This is a genomic window from Bradyrhizobium sp. HKCCYLRH3097 (assembly GCF_051167875.1).
GTDB lineage: Bacteria > Pseudomonadota > Alphaproteobacteria > Rhizobiales > Xanthobacteraceae > Bradyrhizobium.
The window spans coordinates 858,917-877,411 of the sequence record NZ_JBNPTX010000001.1; the positions used below are offsets into that span (position 1 = coordinate 858,917).

Consider the following 18,495-nt stretch of genomic DNA (forward strand, 5'->3'; position numbering starts at 1 on the left):
ATGAGTGCTGACGTCTATCCGCGCGACATGGTCGGCTACGGCCGCACGCCGCCGCATCCGCGCTGGCCCGGCGATGCCCGCATCGCGGTGCAGTTCGTGATCAACTACGAGGAGGGCGGCGAGAACAACATCCTCCACGGTGACGCTGCCTCCGAAGCCTTCCTCTCCGAGATCGTGGGCGCCCAGCCGTGGCCGGGCCAGCGCCACATGAACATGGAGTCGATCTACGAGTTCGGCTCGCGCGCCGGCTTCTGGCGGCTGTGGCGGATGTTTACCGCGCGCAAGCTGCCGGTGACTGTGTTCGCCATCGCGAGCGCGATGGCGCGCAATCCGGATGCTGTTGCTGCGATGAAGGAAGCCGGCTGGGAGATCGCCTCCCACGGCCTGAAATGGATCGACTACCGCGATGTCCCCGAGGCCGACGAGCGCGCCGATATCGAGGAGGCGATCCGGCTCCATACCGAGCTGACGGGCGAGCGGCCGCTCGGCTTCTACCAGGGCCGCACGTCGGAGCGCACGCTCGACATCGTGTTGAACGAGCAGGGCTTCGTCTACAGCGCCGATTCCTATGCCGACGAATTGCCGTACTGGATCGCAGGGCCGCACGGCCCGCAACTGATCGTGCCCTATACGCTCGATGCCAACGACATGCGCTTCGCCACCCCGCAGGGCTTCAATTCCGGCGACCAGTTCTTCGCCTATCTGAAGGACAGTTTTGATACGCTCTACGCGGAGGGCGCGGAGAGCCCGCGCATGATGTCGGTCGGGTTGCACTGCCGGCTGGTCGGCCGCCCCGGGCGCGCGGCCGCGCTGGCGCGCTTCCTCGACTACATCACGGGTCATGACAAGGTCTGGGTCGCGACCCGGCTCGACATCGCCCGGCACTGGATCCGGACCCATCCGCCGGCCGGCGCGTGGCGGCCCTCGCAGATGTCGCGCGTGCTGTTCGTGGAGCGCTATGGCGACATCTTCGAGCACTCCCCGGAGATTGCCGACCGCGCTTACCGCGCCGGCCTGTCCGCATTCGACGACGCCGCGGATGCGCTGCATACGACGCTCATGAACGTCGTCCGCGCCATGAGCCGCGACGAGAAGCTGAAGCTGATCCGCGCCCATCCGGAGCTCGCCGGCCGCGAGGCACTGGCGGGTGAGATGACGAACGACTCGATCGGCGAGCAGGGTCGGCTCGGCTTCACCTCGCTGTCGCGCGCCGAGTTCGAGCGCGTCGCCGACATCAACCGCCGCTATCGCGACAAGTTCGGCATGCCGCTGATCGTCGCTCTGGCGCTGCACGCCGACCGCCCCTCGGTCATCGCCGAGATGGAGCGTCGCATCGGCAACGACCCGGATAGCGAGATCGCCAACGCCATCGACCAGATCGGCCACATCACCCGAGCCCGGCTGGCGAAGAAGTTCGATCAGGACTGAGCAAGGATCCGCTCGGCGTCGGCAGCGACATCGAGCAGCAGGCGGTCGCGGCCGCGGGCCGCGATGAGTTGCAGACCGAATGGCAGTCCGTGAACGTTGGCGCCGCAGGGGATCGAGATCGCCGGCACGCCGGCGTGATTGGCGTAAGGCGTGAACACCGCATGCGCGCGCGGGCTCGCCGGCTTGCCGCCGATCTTGGATGGGCCGAGCTGCGTGAATGGCCAGGCGACGCAGGGCACGGTCGGCGCCAGCAGCACGTCGGCCTGTGTGAAGAAGCTTGCGAAGGCCCGCGCGATCTGCGCGCTTGCCTCGAGCGCACGCGCGACGTCGGCGCCGCTCAGGCCGAGCCCGCGCTCGATCTGCTTGGCGATATCTGGATCGAATTGCGCCGGATCATTGTGGAAGGCGTCGCCGTAGAGCGCGGCCAGCCCGGCATGCTGGAGCGGCATCACCGCGTCCTCGGCAAGGCCCGGCGGCCAGACGGGATCCTTGTGGACGATCGGCATGCCACCGGCGCGGAGGCGGTCGACCGCCCGCTGCAGGCCAGCGCTGATGTCGTCATCGACCGCGACGTCCAGCCCGAGCCGCGGCGAGAACGCCACGCGCGGCGGCGTTGCATGATCCGCCGCGGCCACATCGAACGTATCAGGATCGCGCGGATCGGCGCCGGCCATGATCTCGAATGCAAGCCTGGCATCGCCGACATCGGCCGCAATCGGCGCAATCACCGAGATGCGCCAGAATGGCTCGGGGAATCCCGGGCCGTAGGGAATGGCACCGAACGACGGCTTGAAGCCGACCACGCCGACATGGGCCGGCGGCCGGCGGCTCGAGCCGCCGGCATCGGTGCCGATCGCGAGCGGCACGAGCCCAGCCGCCACCGCAACGGCGGGACCGCCCGACGAGCCGCCGGGCGTGAGCTGCCGGTCCTGCGGATGAACGGTCGGTCCGAACAGCCGCGAGGTCGTCACGCCCTTGCAGGCGAACTCGGAAGTTGCGCCGATGCCAACGATCACGGCGCCAGCGCGGCGCAACCGCGCGATCGCGATCGCATCCTCGGGCGCGATGAAATCAGCGAACAGCCGCGAGCCCTGCGTGATGCGCCAGCCCTCGACCCAGATGTTGTCCTTGACCACGATCGGCACGCCGGCGAGCCGCATTGCTTCGCCGGCGGCCACGCGCGCATCGACGGCAACGGCCTCGGCGCTCGTTCGCGCCGGATCTGTGGTGACGACGGCGTTGAGGTCATGGGCCGCCGCGATCCGCGCCAGCGCCTGCTCGGCCATCTCTCTGGCGGTGCTTTGCCGCGCCATGACAGCGCGTGCGATGTCACTTGCGCGCATGGGATCGCTCCATCAGCAGTACGGCTGTGCCTGCGGCCGCCGTCAATCCGAGTGCGACGAAGCTGCCGCCGAGTCCCACGCGGGGAGTCAGCAGCGCGACGAGCAGCGGTGCGGCGACAAGGCCCAGGAACGAGGCGGTGAGCACTGCGCCTGTCGCCTCGGCGACGCGTCCGGGCTTGGCGAGATTGGCGATCTCGGCGATGAACACGCCGTTCCAGCCGCTCGCCGTCAGCCCGAACACGATCGTGAGCAGGATCAGGATCGATCGGCTCAGCAGTGGCCCGCAGAGACCGAGCAGCATCGCGCAGACGGCCATGCCCACGCCCGCCATCACCAGCACGGCGCGCGCCGAGCGCAGGCGCGTCGCGACCACGCCCCAGCCCAGCCGTCCCATCAGGCCGGCGCCTTGCGCCGACGCCAGCACCCAGCCGGCCTCGACATGGCTCAGCGCGAGCTCTGACGTGCCGAAGCTGACGAAGCAGGTATTGAGGATGACCTGCAGGCCACTGAACGGAATCGAGGCGACGGCGAGCGCGGCCATGCGGCGGTCGGCGCTGATCAGTCGCAATCGATCGAACAGGCCGAGCCGCGGCATGGTTGGCGGCGTCATGGCATAGGCCGGTCTGAGACGCTCGAAGCCGGCGACGGCGATGGCGGCGCAGACGATCACGGCGGCATAGGCGGAGCTCGGCGCCAGCAGCACGGCGATCGGCGGCAGCAGCAGCGAGCCGACGACGGCGCCGATCTGGTTGCCGGTCTGCCGGATCGAAAACACCATCGCGCGCTTCTCGGCCGGCACGAGCCGTCCGAGAAGCGCCGAGCTTGCCGGTGTCTCCGGTCCGACCGCAAGGCCGAGCATCAGCCCGGCCCCGAGCAGCGCCCATCCGCTCTCGAACAGCGCCAGCGACATGCCAGCGCAGACGGCGACCGCGCACAGGGCCGCCACGCGCAGCGAGCCGACGCGCTGGACCAGCGTGCCGCCCCAGAACGAGGAGACGAGGCTGATGGTGAAGGCTGTGGTGGAGAACAGCGACAGTTGCTCGATGCTCAGTCCAGCGCGCGGCGCCACGACGCCCGGCGCGAACAGCGCCAGCGACACCAGGGCCTGCAGCGCGGTCATCGCAGCGACTGCAGGCCACAGCGGCGGCGCTGGCGTTGATGCTTGCTTCGCGGCTATCATGCCGCGACAACCTGATAGCGGAGCACGAAATGGCCGGTGGAATCTCGGTTCATGCGGTTGATGTGGCGAACGGGCGCCCCGCGCGTGGCCTGCGCGTCGCGATCTGGCGCGTGACGCCCGATCGCACGCTGCTCGCGGAGGGACAGCTCGGCGCCGATGGCACTCTGCAGGCGCCGGTCGTCGAGGGCGACGGCGTGACCGCCGGCGAGTATGAGGTGCTGTTTCATGTCGGCGAGTTCTTCGGGACTGGCGCTCAGACGAAATTCCTCACCACAGTGCCGTTTCGCTTCGCGATCGACAAGGTCGAGGAGCACTTTCATCTGCCGCTCAAATTCACTCCCTGGGGCTATTCGATCTTCCGTGGGGCCTGAGGTACAGCTCGCGCCGTCGTACGCTGATGGTTGGACGATCCTGACTGCCAAGGAAATACTCGTCATGCCCGTGTCCCGGGCATCCACGTCCATCCACGATCGCCGGCCGACGTGGATGGCCGGGACAAGCCCGGCCATGACGGCTTGGAGTTGGACGGGCACGAACTCCCAATTTCAGGAACGGGCACTCAGCCTCAACCCGTCAGCCGCTTCGACAGTCCGGTGGTGCGCTCCATGATCGTCATCAGCGCGATCGTGGCAATGATCAGCACGCTCGACAGCGCGGCGATGGTGACGTCGAGCTTGCCTTCGAGGTCCTGCCACATGCGGATCGGGAGCATGTCGGTGGCGGCGTCGCGCAGGAACAGCGACACCGGCACGTTGTCGAACGATGACATGAAGGCGATGAAGGCACCGGAGATGATGCCGGGGCGGATCAGCGGCAAGACGATGCGGCGGAACGTGTAGAGCCTGGAGGCGCCGAGGATCGCCGAGCTTTCCAGCAGGGTCGGCTCGAGCTGGGCCAGTGCCGCGACGGTGTTGCGGACGACATAGGGCACGCAGACGATGGTGTGGCCGATCACCAGGGTCAGCAGCGACACCGGTAGGCCGATCAGCGAGAAGAACATCAGCGCCGCCAAGCCGAAGGCGAGTGCCGGCAGTACCAGCGGCGACATGAACAACGAGTCCAGGAGCTTCGCCGTGAGCGTCTTCGAGCGCGAGATCGCCAGCGCCGCGGCGACGCCGAGCATGATCGACAGACCCGTCGACCATAGCGCGACGACGACGCTGTTGCGTGCGGCGAACTGCAGCTGCCAGGCGTTCCACAATTCGACGTACCAGCGGGTCGAATAGCCCGGCGGCGGGAATTTCAGCGAGAAGCCGGACGTGAAGGAGACGATCACCACGACCAGCGACGGCGACACGATCAGGATCAGCGCCAGCACGGCAACCACCGTCATCACGATCTGGAAGCTCAGCGCTTCCCAGTTGCGCTGGCGCTGGCTCATCTGGCGTCTCCATAGCCGCGGGCACGCCGCCCGAGGGTCGAGAACAGCGCGACGATGGCGAGCACTGCGAACAGGAAGATGATCGAGATCGCCGCGGCGAACGGCCAGTTCTGCAGGGTCGAGGCCTGCTGGTAGAGATACATCGGCATGAACAGCATCTGCCCGCCGCCGACCAGGGACTGCGTGATGAAGGCGGTGATCGCGGCGGCATAAGTCAGGGTGCAGCCGGCGATGATGCCGGGCATCGACAGCGGCAGCATCACCTTGACGAAGGTGCGCCAGCTACCGGCGCCCAGCGAGGCCGAGGCGTCGGAGAGATTGGGATCGATGCGGCCGATCGCGGTGATCAGGGGAAGCACCATCAGCGGCATCTGTACCTGCGCGAGCGCCGCGACCAGTCCGCCTTGCGTGTAGATCATGCGCAGCGGCGTGCCGATCAGCCCGAGCGATTGCAGCACGGAGTTGATGATGCCCTGCCGGCCCAGGATCACGATCCAGGCGAAGGTGCGGACGACGACGCTGGTGAGCAGCGGCAGCAGCACGATCATGATGATCAGGGTCTGCACCCGGCTGCCGGAGCGCTGGTACAGCCAGGCGATGGGATAGCCGAGCACGAGACAGGCGAGCGTCACCTCGGCGCCGAGCAGAAGCGTCGAGCCGAGCACGGCGAGGCTGAAGGGGTCGGTCAGGAATTTGACGTACTGGCCGAGCCCCCACACCGTCGCCGCGGTGTCGTTGTGCAGCGAGAGAAAAAGAAGTTGCGCCAGCGGCAGCACGAAGAAGATCGCGAACACCAGGCCCAAGGGCAGAGCAAGCCCCAGGCTGAAGCTGGTCACGTCTCCAGGTGCGGTCGTGGCGCTCTTCATCGCGTCAGATCTTGATGTCGCGGTTGAACTTCTCGATCCAGGACGCGCGCTGCTCGTTGATCTTCTTCCAATCCTGGAACACGAACTTCTTCTTCAGCTCCGCGGTGTCCTTGGCCAGCACCTTTGCGATCTCGCCGGACATCGCGACCTTGGTGTTGGTCGGCACGATCAGATACGGTGAGTTCATCAGCGTGGTCTGCACCTCCGGTGACAGCGCCGCCTCGATCAGCTTGAAGGCAAGCTCCTTGTTCGGTGAGTTCTTGACGATGTGGATCGTGGTCTTGAAGGCGATCGCGCCTTCCTTGGGCGCCACGAACTCGACGGGCACGCCGCGCGCTTTCAGGATCTGGATGGCGTTGAAGTTGCCGGGCGAGATGTCGATCTGGCCCTGCTGGAACAGGGTCGCCAGCGCGCCGGGATTGGCGGCGACGGCGGCGAGGTTCGGCTTCAGCTCCTCCAGCGCCTTGAAGCCTTCGTCGACATTGGCTTCCGAGCCGCCGCGCATGCGCGCGATCTCGACCAGCCAGCCGGTGCCGAGCGTGGAGTTCAGATTGGTGATGCCGACCTTGCCCTTGAACTCGGGCTTCCACAGATCGGCCCACGAGGTCGGCGGCGTCTTCACCGTCTCTGGATTGTAGGTGAGGCCGACGACCTGGAAGAACGGCGCCGGGCCCATCGCGTCCTGCGCTTCCGGAATCAGGTCCTTGAAATAGGTGCTCTTGTCGGCTGGGTAGGGCTCGACGAGATCCTGGCCGATCGCGACCAGCGCCGGACCCGGGTCGTGCAGCATGACGTCGATCGGCGGATTGGCCTTGGCGGCGTTGACCTTGGCGATCTGGTCGACCGACAGCATCGGATCGAGCACGATCGCCGCATCGGCGTTGGCCTTGCGGAAGGCAGGGACGAGCACGGCTTTATGTGCTTCTTCCCAGCTGCCGGTGAAGGTCGCGAACACCAGCGGCCGCGCCTGCGCGAGGCTCAAGCCCGGGAAGGCGTGCATGGCTCCCAGCGTCAAGGCGCTGGTCAGGAGCCGGCGGCGATCAAGCATCATGTTCCACTCCGATGTGTCTGTTGGTCTATTGCGGGAAGACGGTGGCGAGGCCGGGTGCGATCGGTGCGACCCGCACCGGGGCGCCGGCCTCGCGCAGCGGCGTGCCGCCGGTGCGGGCCTGCGAGATCTTGATGCTGGATCCGTCCTTGGCCTTGATCTCGTGGACGACGGTGGCGCCGAGCGGCAACGCCATGCCGATCTCGCCCGCAAAGCCGGTGTCGTCGCTGACGAAGGTGAGGTGCTCGGGACGCAGGCAGACGGTGACCTTGTCTGAGGCACTGACCGGATGCGGTGCGCGCGCGATGATCTCGCCGCCGGCCTCCAGACCAACCTTGACACTGCCCGCGTCGGTCGCGATCACGGTCCCCTTCATCTTGTTCGCCGTGCCGACGAAGCTGTTCACGAACAGCGTCTGCGGTTGGTCGTAGATCTCGGACGGCGTGCCGAACTGCTCGAGATGACCATGGCTGAGCACGGCGACGCGGTCGGCCATCGACAGCGCCTCCTCCTGGTCGTGCGTCACGATCAAGGTTGTGGTGCCCGCCATGCGCTGCAGCCGCTTGACCTCGATCTGCATGTCGAGCCGCAAATTCTTGTCGAGCGCAGCGAACGGCTCGTCGAGCAGCAGGATCGACGGCTTGATCGCCAGTGCGCGCGCCAGCGCCACGCGCTGCTGCTGTCCGCCGGACAACTGCCGCGGCAGCCGCTCGCCGAACGGGCCGAGCTGCACCATGTCGAGCAGCCGCTGCGCTTCCTTGTTGCGCGTCGCCTTGTCGAGGCCGCGCGCGGCGAGGCCGTAGCCGACATTCTCGGTGATCGAGAGATGCGGAAACAGGGCGTAGTTCTGGAACACGATTCCGACGGCGCGGCGGTTGGGCGGCAGCGCGTCGACGACGTCGTTGCCGATGATGACGCGCCCCTCGCTCTGGCCGATGAAGCCGGCGATGATGCGCAAAAGCGTGGTCTTGCCGCAGCCCGAGGGCCCAAGCAGGGCGATGATCTCGCCGCCTTTCACATCGAGATTGATGTCGGAGACGGCCATCGTGCCGCTGGCGAAGCGGTGCGTGATCCGATCCAGAACGAGCGACTTGGCTTCCGATACGCTGGCCATGGGCTTCCTGCTCTATTCGTTTGAAAAAGCAAGAAGCGTGCCGCCTTTTCAGGCAGTGGCGGCTGCTTGTGTACAAAAGAGGATATGACAGGTACGCCAGTATTAAGATGCCATTCCAGCTAGGAGGCACGGGCGTGCCGACGGCGATGCACTCCCTCGCCCCGCTTGCGGGGAGAGGCACGGATCGAGCAAGCCCACTAACAGTGCCGTCCAGCTAACCGTCGCGATGCTCCAGCCGTGCGGCCAGCGCCGCGGGCAAGCCTGTCGTCGGCTTCGCGGCGGGGCGGCGGAAGGTGCCGGCGGTGGCTTTGCGCATCTTCAAGGCGAGCAGTGCTTCGGCCTGCTTCACCGCGGCGATCACCTGATCGACCACGGGGACGGGAATGCGATGCGCGACCCGAGCGGCGAGCCCCGACAGTGGCGCGCCGGCGAAGATCAGGACATCGGCGTCATTCTCCTCGACCGCGCGCAGCGCCAGCTCGACCAGCAGCTCCTCCTTTTCATGCTGCACGTCGGAGATCTGCTTGAAGCTGCCGTCGAGCATGCGGATGCCGGCGCAGCGCTCCATCAGCCCGTGCATGCGCACGCACTCCTCGTACCAGGGGCCGAGCGCCTGCGCGAAGGTGACGATCGCGAAGCGCCGTCCGGCCATGCAGGCCGTCAGCATTGCGGCCTCCGCAAGCCCGATCACCGGCACGTCGAACAGCTCGCGCGCCGCGAACAGGCCGGGATCGCCGAACGCGGCGATGATCGCAGCGTCGAAGGTGCCGTGACGCTCCGCCAGCATCTCCAGTGCGACGGCGCCGCCGATCTGCGCCTCGGCGCGGGTGGCGATGTAGGGCACGCCGCGCGGCGCGGTGCAGGGGATCAGGGTGGTGCCGGGCGCAGCAGCCTCCCGGCCGACCTGCAGCATCAGGTCGGTGATGTCGGTGCGGATGTTGGGATTGAGCAGCAGGATGTTCATGGCGCCTCGCGAGTGGATATGCGAGCTTGCCCGAGGGATTGCCGCATTGTCCACAACGGTGGCCGTCAGAGCGCGCCCTTGACCACGATGCCTATCAGCGTGGCGAGCAGAGACAGTATTGCACCAAGGCTGAGCAGCCGCCGCAGCTTCAGGAACCAGGCCTGTCGATCGTCGCCGCCGAAGCTGAACTCATCGTAGACCAACGCGGTCAGCAGCGCGGCTGCGAGCAGCACCAACGCGGGCAGCGCCGGCAGCAACAGCGCGACCCAGCCGAGCAGGGACGGCATCACCCCCCAGCTCATGCGCGGCCAGCCTGCCAGCGCCGGCGTCTGCACGGCGACGCCCCAATGGATCGCGCCGAGAAAGCTCACGATGACCGCGCCATAGCCGATCTGCGCGCGCAGCGCGGCCAGCCGGATCGGATCGTCACCTGCGATCGCCAAGACCGCGAGGCCCGCGAACGGAATCAGCCCGGCGAGGCCGAGAATGCGCATCGGAGCGGGGACGCCGGACATCATGACGCTAGCCTCCGCGGCTCCTGGCGATCGCAGTGGGCGTCCGGCCGCGGTCGGATCGGCAGCGGTCCGAGCAGTATCTCACCTCGTTCCAGTCGCGTGCCCATTTGCGCCGCCACGCAAACGGGCGGCCGCACGCAGCGCATATCCTGGTCGGCAAGTCGGCCTTGCGCCGCATCTTCGGCATCGCGTCACCACGCGACCCAAATGCCGCGCCGGGGCAGGGCGGCATCTGCCGCCTCCATGCCGGAACGCGTCGCAATCCGCTCGTCCGTCACGTTCGCCCTCGCCGATCAGTGCGACGCGCCGGCTCCGGCCGGCACCGTCCACGCTGAACAACGATCGATGAGCGCCGCCGGATCAGTGGCCCGCGGGGCGCTCGTGGTTGCGGCTCAGGCTTTGGTCACGTGGACGGCGGGCGTGGTACCGCCGTTCCACTTGCCCTCGATCGCGCGCTCGATCTGGGCGGCCAACTGCAGCAGCAGGCCGTCGTCGGCCTGCTTGCCGATCGCCTGGATGCCGAGCGGCAGGCCGTGCTCGTTGGTCGCGAGCGGCAGCGAGATCGCCGGAATGCCGCAGAGGTTGGCGAGCGGCGTGAACGCGAAGTTGCGCCAGAGATTCTCGAACCAGTCGAGCACGTCCGGATTGTCGCTGATTGTCAGATATTCGGTGGTGCCGATCTTCGGGGTCGGCAGCGCGGTGATCGGCGTCAGGATGATATCCCAGTCCTCGAAGAAGGCGCCGAAGGCGCGCGAGGTGGTGTTGAACACCGCCTGCATCGCCGCGCGCTCGGCGAAGCTGGTGCCGCGGCCCGCCTCCCAGATGCGGATGTTGATCGGCTCGATCAGCTCGGCCGGCGGCCGCTCGAGCTTGCGCGACGCGAGCAGGTTGTTGATGACGATCGCGAAGTTGGAGATGTAGCAGGTGGTCTGCGCCGCGAATGCGGCGCGATAGTCCACGTCGGGCAGCGCGTAGCCGACGTGGTGGCCGAGGCCCTCGAGGAACTTGCCGACACGCGCCAGCTCTGAAGCGATGTGCGGCGTGGCGCGATAGTCGCCCCATTGATGCGACAGCGCGATCCTGAGCTTGCCGGGATCGCGCTTGATCAGCTCGACGTAAGGCTCCGGCGTGGTCCAGTACGGCATGAACTCGCCCGGCGCGCCGCCGCGGCAATGGTCGACGAACGCCGCGGTGTCGCGCACGCTGCGCGACTGGCAGCCCTGGATCGAGACGAGGCCGGAGAGATCCGACAGATGCGGTGCGATCGAGAACACGCCGCGCGAGACCTTCAGCCCGATATTGCCGTTGACGCCCGCGGGAATCCGGATCGAGCCGCCGCCATCGGTGGCATGCGCGATCGGCACCACGCCGGCGGCGACCATCGCGGCACTGCCGGCCGACGAGCCGCAGGTCGTGTAGTCGGTATTCCACGGATTGCGCGTGACGTAGACGGCCGGGTTCTCGGCCGAGCTGCAGACGCCGAACTCCGGCGTGGTGGTGCGCCCCATCAGGTTGAGGCCGGCCTTGCGCATCTTCGCCGTCAGGTGCGTGTCGGCGGCGGGGCGGTTGCCACGCATGAACAGCGAGCCCTGCTCCTGCAGGCGTCCGGCCATGGTCGGTCCGAGATCCTTCATCAGGAACGGCAGGCCGGCGAAGGCGCCGTCGGCATTGGCGCCCGCCTTGATGGGATCTTCGACGGCGTCGGCGAAGACTTCGACCACGCCGGACAGCGCGGGATCGACTTTTGCGATTGCCTCGGCGGCCTGCCTTGCCAGCTCCGCCGCCGTCAGCTCGCCGCTGCGAACGCGCGCCGCCAGCGCCATGCCATCATGCCGGGCCCACTCGTCCCAGCTCATCGCCAACGTCATCTGTCTTCCGATCCTTGCGCGCCGACCATCGATGCTACGCGTCCGAACGGTGCGATGATCAGGCGCTGTTCCACTTCCGGCGCCGCGAACCTTAGTTTGCACGAGAGCCAAGTCAATCAATCGCCCTGCATGCTGCCATACGATCCTATCATGCGGCGCGGCCGACCATCGTCCGCAATGAAGCCGACATACGGGCCGTTCCGGAAAACGGGACTGCGGCCCGCGGCGCCGGACGTTGACGCGCGTCAAGGCCGGCGCATGGCGCGCGTGCTTGATGCGGTCATGGATATCCTGACCTTCGGCGCGGCGGGCGCCGCGCTGCTCGTCACGCCCGGCCCAACCAACACGCTGCTCGCCACTGCCGGTGCGAGCCGTGGCGCGCGCGCATCCGTTCATCTGCTGCTCGCCGAGCTTGCCGGCTATCTGCTCGCGATCGCGACGCTGCGCATCACGCTCGGTCCGCTCGTTGCGACCGCGCCGCTGGTCGGACATGCTCTCCGTGTCGTGGTCGTGCTCTATCTGCTGCACCTCGCGGCCGCGCTCTGGCGCCACGGCAGCAGCAGCGGCGCAAGCGATGCGGCGCCGGTCACCCTGCGCGGAGTGTTCATCACGACGCTGTTCAATCCAAAGGCCATCATCTTCGCCTTCACCTTGCTGCCGCCGGAAGGCGATGCGGCGAGCCTATGGCCGTTCCTGGTCGTGCTCGGGCTTTCGACCGCGACGATCGGAGGAGCCTGGATCGCGCTCGGCGCGACGCTGCGCTGCGGCCTCGGGCATGTCGTGCCGGCGTGGCTCGGCTATCGCTGCAGCGCTGCGGCCCTGGCGCTGCTCGCCTGCGTGATCCTGGCGCCCGCCCTTGGCGCGCCGTGAGCGGTTCCGCTTGTTACATTGTTGCTGATCGACAACCGCGCCGGCCACGTGCTATCCGCTCGCCGAACAGGGGGCGCGGTGCGCAGCATTGGCAAACGAGACATCACGAGCCGTCCGCGCATGCTGCGCCGGATCGTGGCCGCCTGCCTGATGCTCGCCTATGTCCTCGCGGGCGCGCTGCACGGCGCTTGTGACATCGACGTCGCCCATCCCTCCGCGGGCAAGCCGGAGATCGCGTCGCTGCTCGACCGAGCGGGCCACACCGATCAGCGCGGCATCGCCGACCATCATTGCCATGGCTGCTTCTCGGTGGCCGTGCCGCAGCCGCAGTTCGCCGCCGTCCCGGCCGAGGTCGTGGCCGCAACCGGCTGGGCCGTTCCCCTGCTCAGTGCAGGCGTCCTCCCCGAGTCCGAGTCTCCGCCGCCAAAACGCCTGAGCTGACGCAACGTGCCGGACGGCCGATGCCGTCCATCCTTGCCCGTCCAGACAGGTTCATCTCATGCCATTCCCCGGGATGGCTGCGCGTGCCATCGGCGCCGCAGCCCTGCTCGCTCTGTCCGTGCACGCCTCCGCGGCGCAGACGCTGACCCTCCGCGCGGCGCTGTCGCGCGCCCTCGCCGCCAATCCACGGCTATCCGCCGCCGACCGTGACATCGGCATCGCCTCCGGCCAGCGGCTCCAGGCCGGCGCGCTGCTCAATCCCGAGCTGTCCTACGAGCAGGACAATTCATTCGGCTCGGGTCAATATCGCGGCACGCGATCGGCCGAGACGACCTTGCAGATCAGCCAGGCGTTCGAATGGTTCGGCAAGCGCGACGCCCGCATCGCCGCCGGCCAGGCCGGCGTGCGCGCCGCCGAGATCCAGCGCCAGGCGGTGCGGCTGGAGATTTTGTCGGAGACCGCGATCGCCTTCGTGACGGTGCTCGCCACGCAGCGGCGCATCCAGATCCTCGACGATCACGTCGCAGCGCTCGATCGCCTGACGCCGCTGCTGCGCCGTCGCGTCGAGGCGGGCGCGTCGTCGCCGGCGGAGACCGGCCGCGCCGAGGTCGCCTCGGCGCTGGTGCGCGCCGATCGCGAGCGCGTCAAGGCGACGCTTTCGAGCGCACGCCGCGAGCTCGCCGTGCTGATCGGCGACAGCTCGGCGAAGCTCTCGGCCGTCACCGGCCGGTTCGATGCGACCGGCCAGCCGCCGGCGTTCCAGACCGTGATCGCGGCGATCGATGCCAATCCGCAGCTCGTCCGCTGGACCGCGGTCTACGCGCAGCGCAATGCCGAGCTGCTGCTGGCGCGGCTGAAGCGGTACCCCGACGTCCGCATCGGTGCCGGCTGGCGGCATTTCAACGACACGCAGGACGACGCCGTCAGGCTCGGCGTCTCCGTGCCGATCCCGGTGTTCGACCAGAACCAGGGCAACATCCTCTCGGCGCAGGAAAGCCTCGCCAAGACCGAAGCCGAGCGCAAGGCCAACCGCAACGCGCTGCTGGTGATCGCCGGTCGCGCCTACGACTCGCTGCAGGGCTCGCTGCGGGAATTGTCCGTGCTGCGCGAGATCGCAATTCCGAAGGCGCAGGAGGCCGCCGACGAGATCGCGCAGGGCTACAGCGCCGGCCGCTTCTCGTTGCTCGAGGTGCTGGACGCACAGGCGAGCGTGGCGCAGGCGCGGCTGCGCGAGCAGGAGGCGCTGCAGAACATCCATGTCGCCGTGGCGACGATCGAAGGCCTGGTCGGCCGTCCCTTCACCCTGGCACGGGAGACTGCGCGATGAGACCATCCACCGTCATCCTCATTGTCATCCTGGCGGCCGCCGCCGGCGCCGGCGCATCGCGCCTGCTGGTCGAGGCGGAGCCGCAGGCCCAGGCAACCGTCGGCCATGCCGATCATGCCGAGAAGGCACCGAAGGACCATGTCGAGCAGGACGAGCATGGCGCCGACCGCATCCGCATCAGCGACGTGAAGCTCGCCGCGGCCGGCGTCGCGCTCGCCGAAGCCGGCCCTGCGACCTTGTCCGATACGCTGGCGTTCAACGGCGTGCTGCGCGCCAATCAGGAAGCGCTGGTGCAGGTGACGCCGCGCTTTCCGGGCATCGTCCGTGCCATCAAAAAGCGCATCGGCGACACCGTCGCCAAGGACGAACTGCTCGCCGCGATCGAGAGCAATCAGAGCCTGACCTCGTATGATCTCAAGGCGCCGATCGGCGGCACCATCATCGACCGCCAGATCTCGCTCGGCGAATACGCCTCCGAGCAGAAGCCGGCCTTCGTGGTCGCGGATCTCTCCACGATCTGGGTCGACCTGTCGATTTATCGCCAGGATCTCCGGCGCGTCCGGCTCGACGACGAGGTGCTGATCGATCCAGATGACGGACGCGGCGCGATCCGCGGCCACGTGTCCTACATCGCCCCCGTCGGCGCCAGCGAGACGCAGACCGCGCTTGCCCGCGTCGTGCTGGCCAATCCCGACGGCCGGCTGCGCCCGGGCCTGTTCGTCACCGCGCGGCTGGTTCTCGCCAAGCGCAGCGTCGCCGTGGCGGTCCGCGCGAGCGCGATCCAGACCCTGGAGAACAAGACCGTCGTGTTCGTGCGCGAGGAGGGCGACAAGATCGAGGCGCGCCCCGTGGTCACTGGCGAGTCCGACCCGACCTATGTCGAAATCCGCGATGGCCTCGCCGCCGGCGAACACTACGTTGCCGAGAACAGCTTTGTGGTGAAGGCGGAGATGGGCAAGGGGGAGGCCGAGCATGATTGACGCGGTCCTCGGATTTGCCGTGCGCCAGCGCTGGCTGGTGCTGATCGTTGCGCTCGCCGCCGCCGGATTCGGCGCCTGGAATTTCACCCGGCTGCCGATCGACGCCGTGCCCGATATCACCAACGTGCAGGTGCAGATCAACACCAAGGCGCCCGGCTACTCACCGCTCGAGACCGAACAGCGCATCACCTTCCCGGTCGAGACCGCGATGGGCGGCCTGCCGAAGCTGGACTACACGCGCTCGCTGTCGCGATATGGGTTGAGCCAGGTCACCGTCGTGTTCCAGGACGGCACCGACATCTATTTCGCGCGCCAGCTCGTCAACGAGCGCATCCAGCAGATCAAGGATCAGCTGCCCCCGGGCGTCGAGGTCGCGATGGGACCGCTCTCGACCGGGCTCGGCGAGATCTTCATGTATGCGGTCGAAGCCAAGCCCGGCGCCAAGACGCCTGATGGCACCGACTACTCGCCGACCGATCTGCGCACCATCCAGGACTGGATCATCCGACCGCAACTGCGCGGCGTGCCGGGCGTGATCGAGGTGAACACGATCGGCGGCTTCGAGCGCCAATTCCACGTGCTGCCCGATCCCGGCCGTCTGATGGCCTATCGCATCAGTTTCCGTGACGTGATCGCGGCGCTGGCGTCCAACAATGCCAATGTCGGCGCCGGCTATATCGAGCGCAATGGCGAGCAATATCTGGTGCGCGCGCCCGGCCAGGTCGGCAGCGCCGCGGAGTTGAAGGACATCGTGATCGGCGCCCGCGGCGGCACGCCGGTGCGCATCGGAGACGTCGCCGAGGTGACCGAAGGACGCGACCTGCGCACGGGGGCGGCGACGCTCAACGGCGAGGAGACAATCCTGGGCACGGCGATGCTCCTGATCGGCGAGAACAGTCGCGCCGTTGCGCGCCGCGTCGCCGCCCGGCTCGACGACATCGCGAAGTCGCTGCCCGAGGGCGTGGTCACGCGCACGCTCTATGACCGCACCCATCTGGTCGAAGCGACGATCCGCACCGTGGAGAAGAACCTGCTCGAAGGCGCCGCGCTGGTCGTCGTGGTGCTGTTCCTCCTGCTCGGCAACATCCGGGCCGCACTGGTCACAGCCTGCATCATCCCGCTGTCGATGGCGATGACCATCACCGGCATGGTCGAGAGCAGGGTGAGCGCCAACCTGATGAGCCTCGGCGCGATCGATTTCGGCATCATCGTCGACGGAGCCGTCATCATCGTCGAGAACTGCCTGCGGCTGCTGGCCCAGGCGCAGCATCGCAAGGGCGGACTGCTCACGACCGCCGAGCGGCTGCAGACCATCGTCAGCGGCGCGCGCGAGGTGATCGGGCCGAGCCTGTTCGGCACCGGCATCATCGCCGTGGTCTATCTTCCGGTGCTGACGCTGACCGGCGTCGAGGGCAAGATGTTCACGCCGATGGCGCTGACGGTGCTGATGGCGCTCGGTGCCGCCGTGCTGTTCTCGATCACCTTCGTGCCGGCAGCGGTCGCGATCTTCGTCACCGGCAAGGTATCCGAGCAGGAGAACCTCATCATGCGCGGCGCGCGGCGGGTCTACGCGCCGCTGCTGCGCGGCGTGATCGCGCACCGCCTGATGGTCGCAGCCCTGGCCGTGGTGATCGTCGCGGCGAGCGGCGTTGCCGCGACGCGCATGGGCGGCGAGTTTATTCCGAGCCTTGACGAGGGCGACGTCGCGCTCGCGGCCCTGCGCATCCCCGGAACGAGCCTCACCCTCTCGGTCGACCTGCAGAAGGCGCTGGACGCGCGGCTGCGACGCATCCCGGAGGTGAAGGACGTGTTCACCCGCATCGGCACGGCCGAGGTCGCGACCGATCCGATGGCGCCGTCGCAGGGTGACGGCTACATCATGCTGAAGCCGCGCCAGGCGTGGCCCGACCCGGCGAAGCCGAAGGCGCAGCTCGTCGCCGAGATCGAGGCGGCGGCCGACGAGATCCCCGGCAGCAACTACGAGATCTCGCAGCCGATCCAGTTGCGCTTCAACGAGCTGATCTCCGGCGTGCGCAGCGACGTCGGTATCAAGATCTTCGGCGACGATCTCGACATCCTGCAGGGCGCGGCGCGCCAGGTCGAAGCCGCGATCCGTGGCGTCAATGGCGCGACCGACGTCAAGACCGAGCAGGTCGCGGGGCTGCCGATCCTGACGGTCAGGATCGACCGCCAGGCGCTGTCGCGCTACGGCCTCAGCGTTGCCGAGGTGCAGAGCGTGGTCGAAATCGCGATCGGCGGCAAGGCGGCCGGAAAGCTGTTCGACGGCGACCGCCGCTTCGACATCGTCGTCCGCCTGCCCGAGCGTCTGCGCGGCAATCTCGATGCGATCCGCGCGATCCCGATTCCACTGCCGGCGGGTGAGGAGGCGAATGCCGCGCCGCTGCGCACCGCCTTCTCCTCGGCCGCACAGCCGCGCTACGTGCCGCTGTCGTCGGTCGCGGCCGTGGCTTCGGCGCCGGGGCCGAACCAGGTCAGCCGCGAGAACGGCAAGCGGCGGATCGTCGTGTCAGCCAATGTTCGCGCCCGCGACCTCGGCTCGTTCGTGACCGAGGCGCAGGCCGCCGTCGCGGAGAAGGTCAAGCTGCCGCCAGGCTATTGGATCGGCTGGGGCGGACAGTTCGAGCAATTGGTGTCGGCGACCAAGCGTCTCACGATCGTGGTGCCGATCGCGCTCGCGCTGGTGTTCCTGCTGCTGTTCATGAGCATGGGTTCGTTCGCCGATGCCGCGCTGGTGTTCTCCGGCGTGCCATTGGCGCTGACCGGCGGCATCGCGGCGCTGCTGCTGCGCGGCCTGCCGCTGTCGATCTCGGCCGGCGTCGGCTTCATCGCGCTGTCAGGCGTCGCCGTGCTCAACGGCCTGGTCATCATCGCTTTCATCGAACGGCTACGCCGGGAGGGACGCTCGGTGCGGGCCGCGGTGGAGGAGGGCGCGCTGGCGCGATTGCGGCCGGTGCTGATGACGGCGCTGGTCGCCTCGCTCGGCTTCGTGCCGATGGCGATCGCGACCGGCGCCGGCGCCGAGGTCCAGCGCCCGCTCGCCACCGTCGTCATCGGCGGCATCATCTCGTCGACGATGCTGACGCTGCTGGTGCTGCCGGCGCTCTACGTGCTGTTCAGACGCGAGGCGCGGTCCGCGTCGGCATAAGCGG

17 protein-coding genes are annotated in these 18,495 nt (G+C 68.0%); 7 read left to right on the forward strand and 10 right to left on the reverse strand.

Translation table 11 applies throughout. From position 1 onward, the window contains the following. On the forward strand, positions 1–1,428 hold the full coding sequence (gene puuE / locus ACQR0U_RS03880; protein ID WP_434842636.1) for an allantoinase PuuE: 1,428 nt from the start codon (positions 1–3) through the stop codon (positions 1,426–1,428). Here puuE and ACQR0U_RS03885 read toward each other — a convergent pair. Further along, positions 1,419–2,771, reverse strand: a complete 1,353-nt coding sequence (locus ACQR0U_RS03885; protein WP_434842637.1) for an amidase — start codon at positions 2,769–2,771, stop codon at positions 1,419–1,421. The genes puuE and ACQR0U_RS03885 overlap by 10 nt on opposite strands. Next, a complete protein-coding gene (locus tag ACQR0U_RS03890; protein WP_316227074.1) occupies positions 2,758–3,951 on the reverse strand; it encodes an MFS transporter in 1,194 nt (397 codons plus the stop codon). The genes ACQR0U_RS03885 and ACQR0U_RS03890 overlap by 14 nt, the downstream gene beginning before the upstream one ends. Positions 3,952–3,980: 29 nt before the next feature. Here ACQR0U_RS03890 and uraH point away from each other — a divergent pair, with 29 nt between their 5' ends. Next, on the forward strand, positions 3,981–4,322 hold the full coding sequence (gene uraH, locus ACQR0U_RS03895) for a hydroxyisourate hydrolase (protein WP_315713684.1): 342 nt from the start codon (positions 3,981–3,983) through the stop codon (positions 4,320–4,322). 194 nt (positions 4,323–4,516) lie between these two features. Here uraH and ACQR0U_RS03900 read toward each other — a convergent pair whose 3' ends face one another. The 8 genes from ACQR0U_RS03900 to ACQR0U_RS03935 all read right to left on the reverse strand — a co-directional run bounded on the left by ACQR0U_RS03900 (position 4,517) and on the right by ACQR0U_RS03935 (position 11,707). Beyond that, the gene (locus tag ACQR0U_RS03900) at positions 4,517–5,332 is read right to left on the reverse strand and encodes an ABC transporter permease (protein ID WP_315713685.1); all 816 of its coding nucleotides are present in this window, start codon (positions 5,330–5,332) and stop codon (positions 4,517–4,519) included. Then, positions 5,329–6,198, reverse strand: coding sequence for an ABC transporter permease (locus tag ACQR0U_RS03905; RefSeq protein WP_315713686.1), 870 nt, complete (start codon positions 6,196–6,198; stop codon positions 5,329–5,331). Before ACQR0U_RS03905 ends, ACQR0U_RS03900 begins: the two co-directional genes overlap by 4 nt. Before the next feature lie 4 nt (positions 6,199–6,202). Further along, a complete protein-coding gene (locus ACQR0U_RS03910; RefSeq protein WP_006615317.1) occupies positions 6,203–7,249 on the reverse strand; it encodes an ABC transporter substrate-binding protein in 1,047 nt (348 codons plus the stop codon). 25 nt (positions 7,250–7,274) lie between these two features. Next, positions 7,275–8,360: an ABC transporter ATP-binding protein gene (locus ACQR0U_RS03915; protein ID WP_434842638.1), complete on the reverse strand. Its 1,086-nt coding sequence runs from the start codon at positions 8,358–8,360 to the stop codon at positions 7,275–7,277. 214 nt (positions 8,361–8,574) lie between these two features. Then, positions 8,575–9,324, reverse strand: coding sequence for an aspartate/glutamate racemase family protein (locus ACQR0U_RS03920; protein ID WP_434842639.1), 750 nt, complete (start codon positions 9,322–9,324; stop codon positions 8,575–8,577). A gap of 65 nt (positions 9,325–9,389) precedes the next feature. Further along, a complete protein-coding gene (locus ACQR0U_RS03925) occupies positions 9,390–9,842 on the reverse strand; it encodes a DUF3429 domain-containing protein (protein WP_315825897.1) in 453 nt (150 codons plus the stop codon). Between the two features lie 4 nt (positions 9,843–9,846). Next, on the reverse strand, positions 9,847–10,026 hold the full coding sequence (locus tag ACQR0U_RS03930) for a DUF2256 domain-containing protein (RefSeq protein WP_315713691.1): 180 nt from the start codon (positions 10,024–10,026) through the stop codon (positions 9,847–9,849). A gap of 205 nt (positions 10,027–10,231) precedes the next feature. Beyond that, a complete protein-coding gene (locus ACQR0U_RS03935; protein ID WP_434842640.1) occupies positions 10,232–11,707 on the reverse strand; it encodes an amidase in 1,476 nt (491 codons plus the stop codon). Between the two features lie 258 nt (positions 11,708–11,965). Between ACQR0U_RS03935 and ACQR0U_RS03940 the strand changes: the two genes are divergently transcribed. The 5 genes from ACQR0U_RS03940 to ACQR0U_RS03960 are packed head-to-tail and all read left to right on the forward strand — an operon-like array spanning position 11,966 to position 18,491. After that, positions 11,966–12,577, forward strand: coding sequence for a LysE family transporter (locus tag ACQR0U_RS03940; protein WP_315713693.1), 612 nt, complete (start codon positions 11,966–11,968; stop codon positions 12,575–12,577). A 21-nt stretch (positions 12,578–12,598) separates the two neighbouring features. Further along, complete coding sequence (locus tag ACQR0U_RS03945; protein ID WP_315713694.1) at positions 12,599–13,018, forward strand: hypothetical protein; 420 nt, start codon at positions 12,599–12,601, stop codon at positions 13,016–13,018. A 58-nt stretch (positions 13,019–13,076) separates the two neighbouring features. Continuing rightward, positions 13,077–14,345: a divalent metal ion exporter subunit IhpA gene (gene ihpA / locus ACQR0U_RS03950; protein ID WP_434842641.1), complete on the forward strand. Its 1,269-nt coding sequence runs from the start codon at positions 13,077–13,079 to the stop codon at positions 14,343–14,345. Continuing rightward, positions 14,342–15,325, forward strand: coding sequence for a divalent metal ion exporter adaptor subunit IhpB (gene ihpB, locus ACQR0U_RS03955; RefSeq protein ID WP_315713695.1), 984 nt, complete (start codon positions 14,342–14,344; stop codon positions 15,323–15,325). The genes ihpA and ihpB overlap by 4 nt, the downstream gene beginning before the upstream one ends. Next, positions 15,318–18,491: an efflux RND transporter permease subunit gene (locus ACQR0U_RS03960; protein WP_434842642.1), complete on the forward strand. Its 3,174-nt coding sequence runs from the start codon at positions 15,318–15,320 to the stop codon at positions 18,489–18,491. Before ihpB ends, ACQR0U_RS03960 begins: the two co-directional genes overlap by 8 nt. The last annotated feature ends 4 nt before the right edge of the window (positions 18,492–18,495 follow it).

Coding starts and splice junctions, on each gene's coding strand:
- puuE (WP_434842636.1), top strand. CDS start 1: ATGAGTGCTGACGTCTATCCGCGCGACATGGTCGGCTACGGCCGCACG.
- ACQR0U_RS03885 (WP_434842637.1), bottom strand. CDS start 2,771: ATGCGCGCAAGTGACATCGCACGCGCTGTCATGGCGCGGCAAAGCACC.
- ACQR0U_RS03890 (WP_316227074.1), bottom strand. CDS start 3,951: ATGATAGCCGCGAAGCAAGCATCAACGCCAGCGCCGCCGCTGTGGCCT.
- uraH (WP_315713684.1), top strand. CDS start 3,981: ATGGCCGGTGGAATCTCGGTTCATGCGGTTGATGTGGCGAACGGGCGC.
- ACQR0U_RS03900 (WP_315713685.1), bottom strand. CDS start 5,332: ATGAGCCAGCGCCAGCGCAACTGGGAAGCGCTGAGCTTCCAGATCGTG.
- ACQR0U_RS03905 (WP_315713686.1), bottom strand. CDS start 6,198: ATGAAGAGCGCCACGACCGCACCTGGAGACGTGACCAGCTTCAGCCTG.
- ACQR0U_RS03910 (WP_006615317.1), bottom strand. CDS start 7,249: ATGATGCTTGATCGCCGCCGGCTCCTGACCAGCGCCTTGACGCTGGGA.
- ACQR0U_RS03915 (WP_434842638.1), bottom strand. CDS start 8,360: ATGGCCAGCGTATCGGAAGCCAAGTCGCTCGTTCTGGATCGGATCACG.
- ACQR0U_RS03920 (WP_434842639.1), bottom strand. CDS start 9,324: ATGAACATCCTGCTGCTCAATCCCAACATCCGCACCGACATCACCGAC.
- ACQR0U_RS03925 (WP_315825897.1), bottom strand. CDS start 9,842: ATGATGTCCGGCGTCCCCGCTCCGATGCGCATTCTCGGCCTCGCCGGG.
- ACQR0U_RS03930 (WP_315713691.1), bottom strand. CDS start 10,026: ATGCCGAAGATGCGGCGCAAGGCCGACTTGCCGACCAGGATATGCGCT.
- ACQR0U_RS03935 (WP_434842640.1), bottom strand. CDS start 11,707: ATGACGTTGGCGATGAGCTGGGACGAGTGGGCCCGGCATGATGGCATG.
- ACQR0U_RS03940 (WP_315713693.1), top strand. CDS start 11,966: ATGGCGCGCGTGCTTGATGCGGTCATGGATATCCTGACCTTCGGCGCG.
- ihpA (WP_434842641.1), top strand. CDS start 13,077: ATGCCATTCCCCGGGATGGCTGCGCGTGCCATCGGCGCCGCAGCCCTG.
- ihpB (WP_315713695.1), top strand. CDS start 14,342: ATGAGACCATCCACCGTCATCCTCATTGTCATCCTGGCGGCCGCCGCC.
- ACQR0U_RS03960 (WP_434842642.1), top strand. CDS start 15,318: ATGATTGACGCGGTCCTCGGATTTGCCGTGCGCCAGCGCTGGCTGGTG.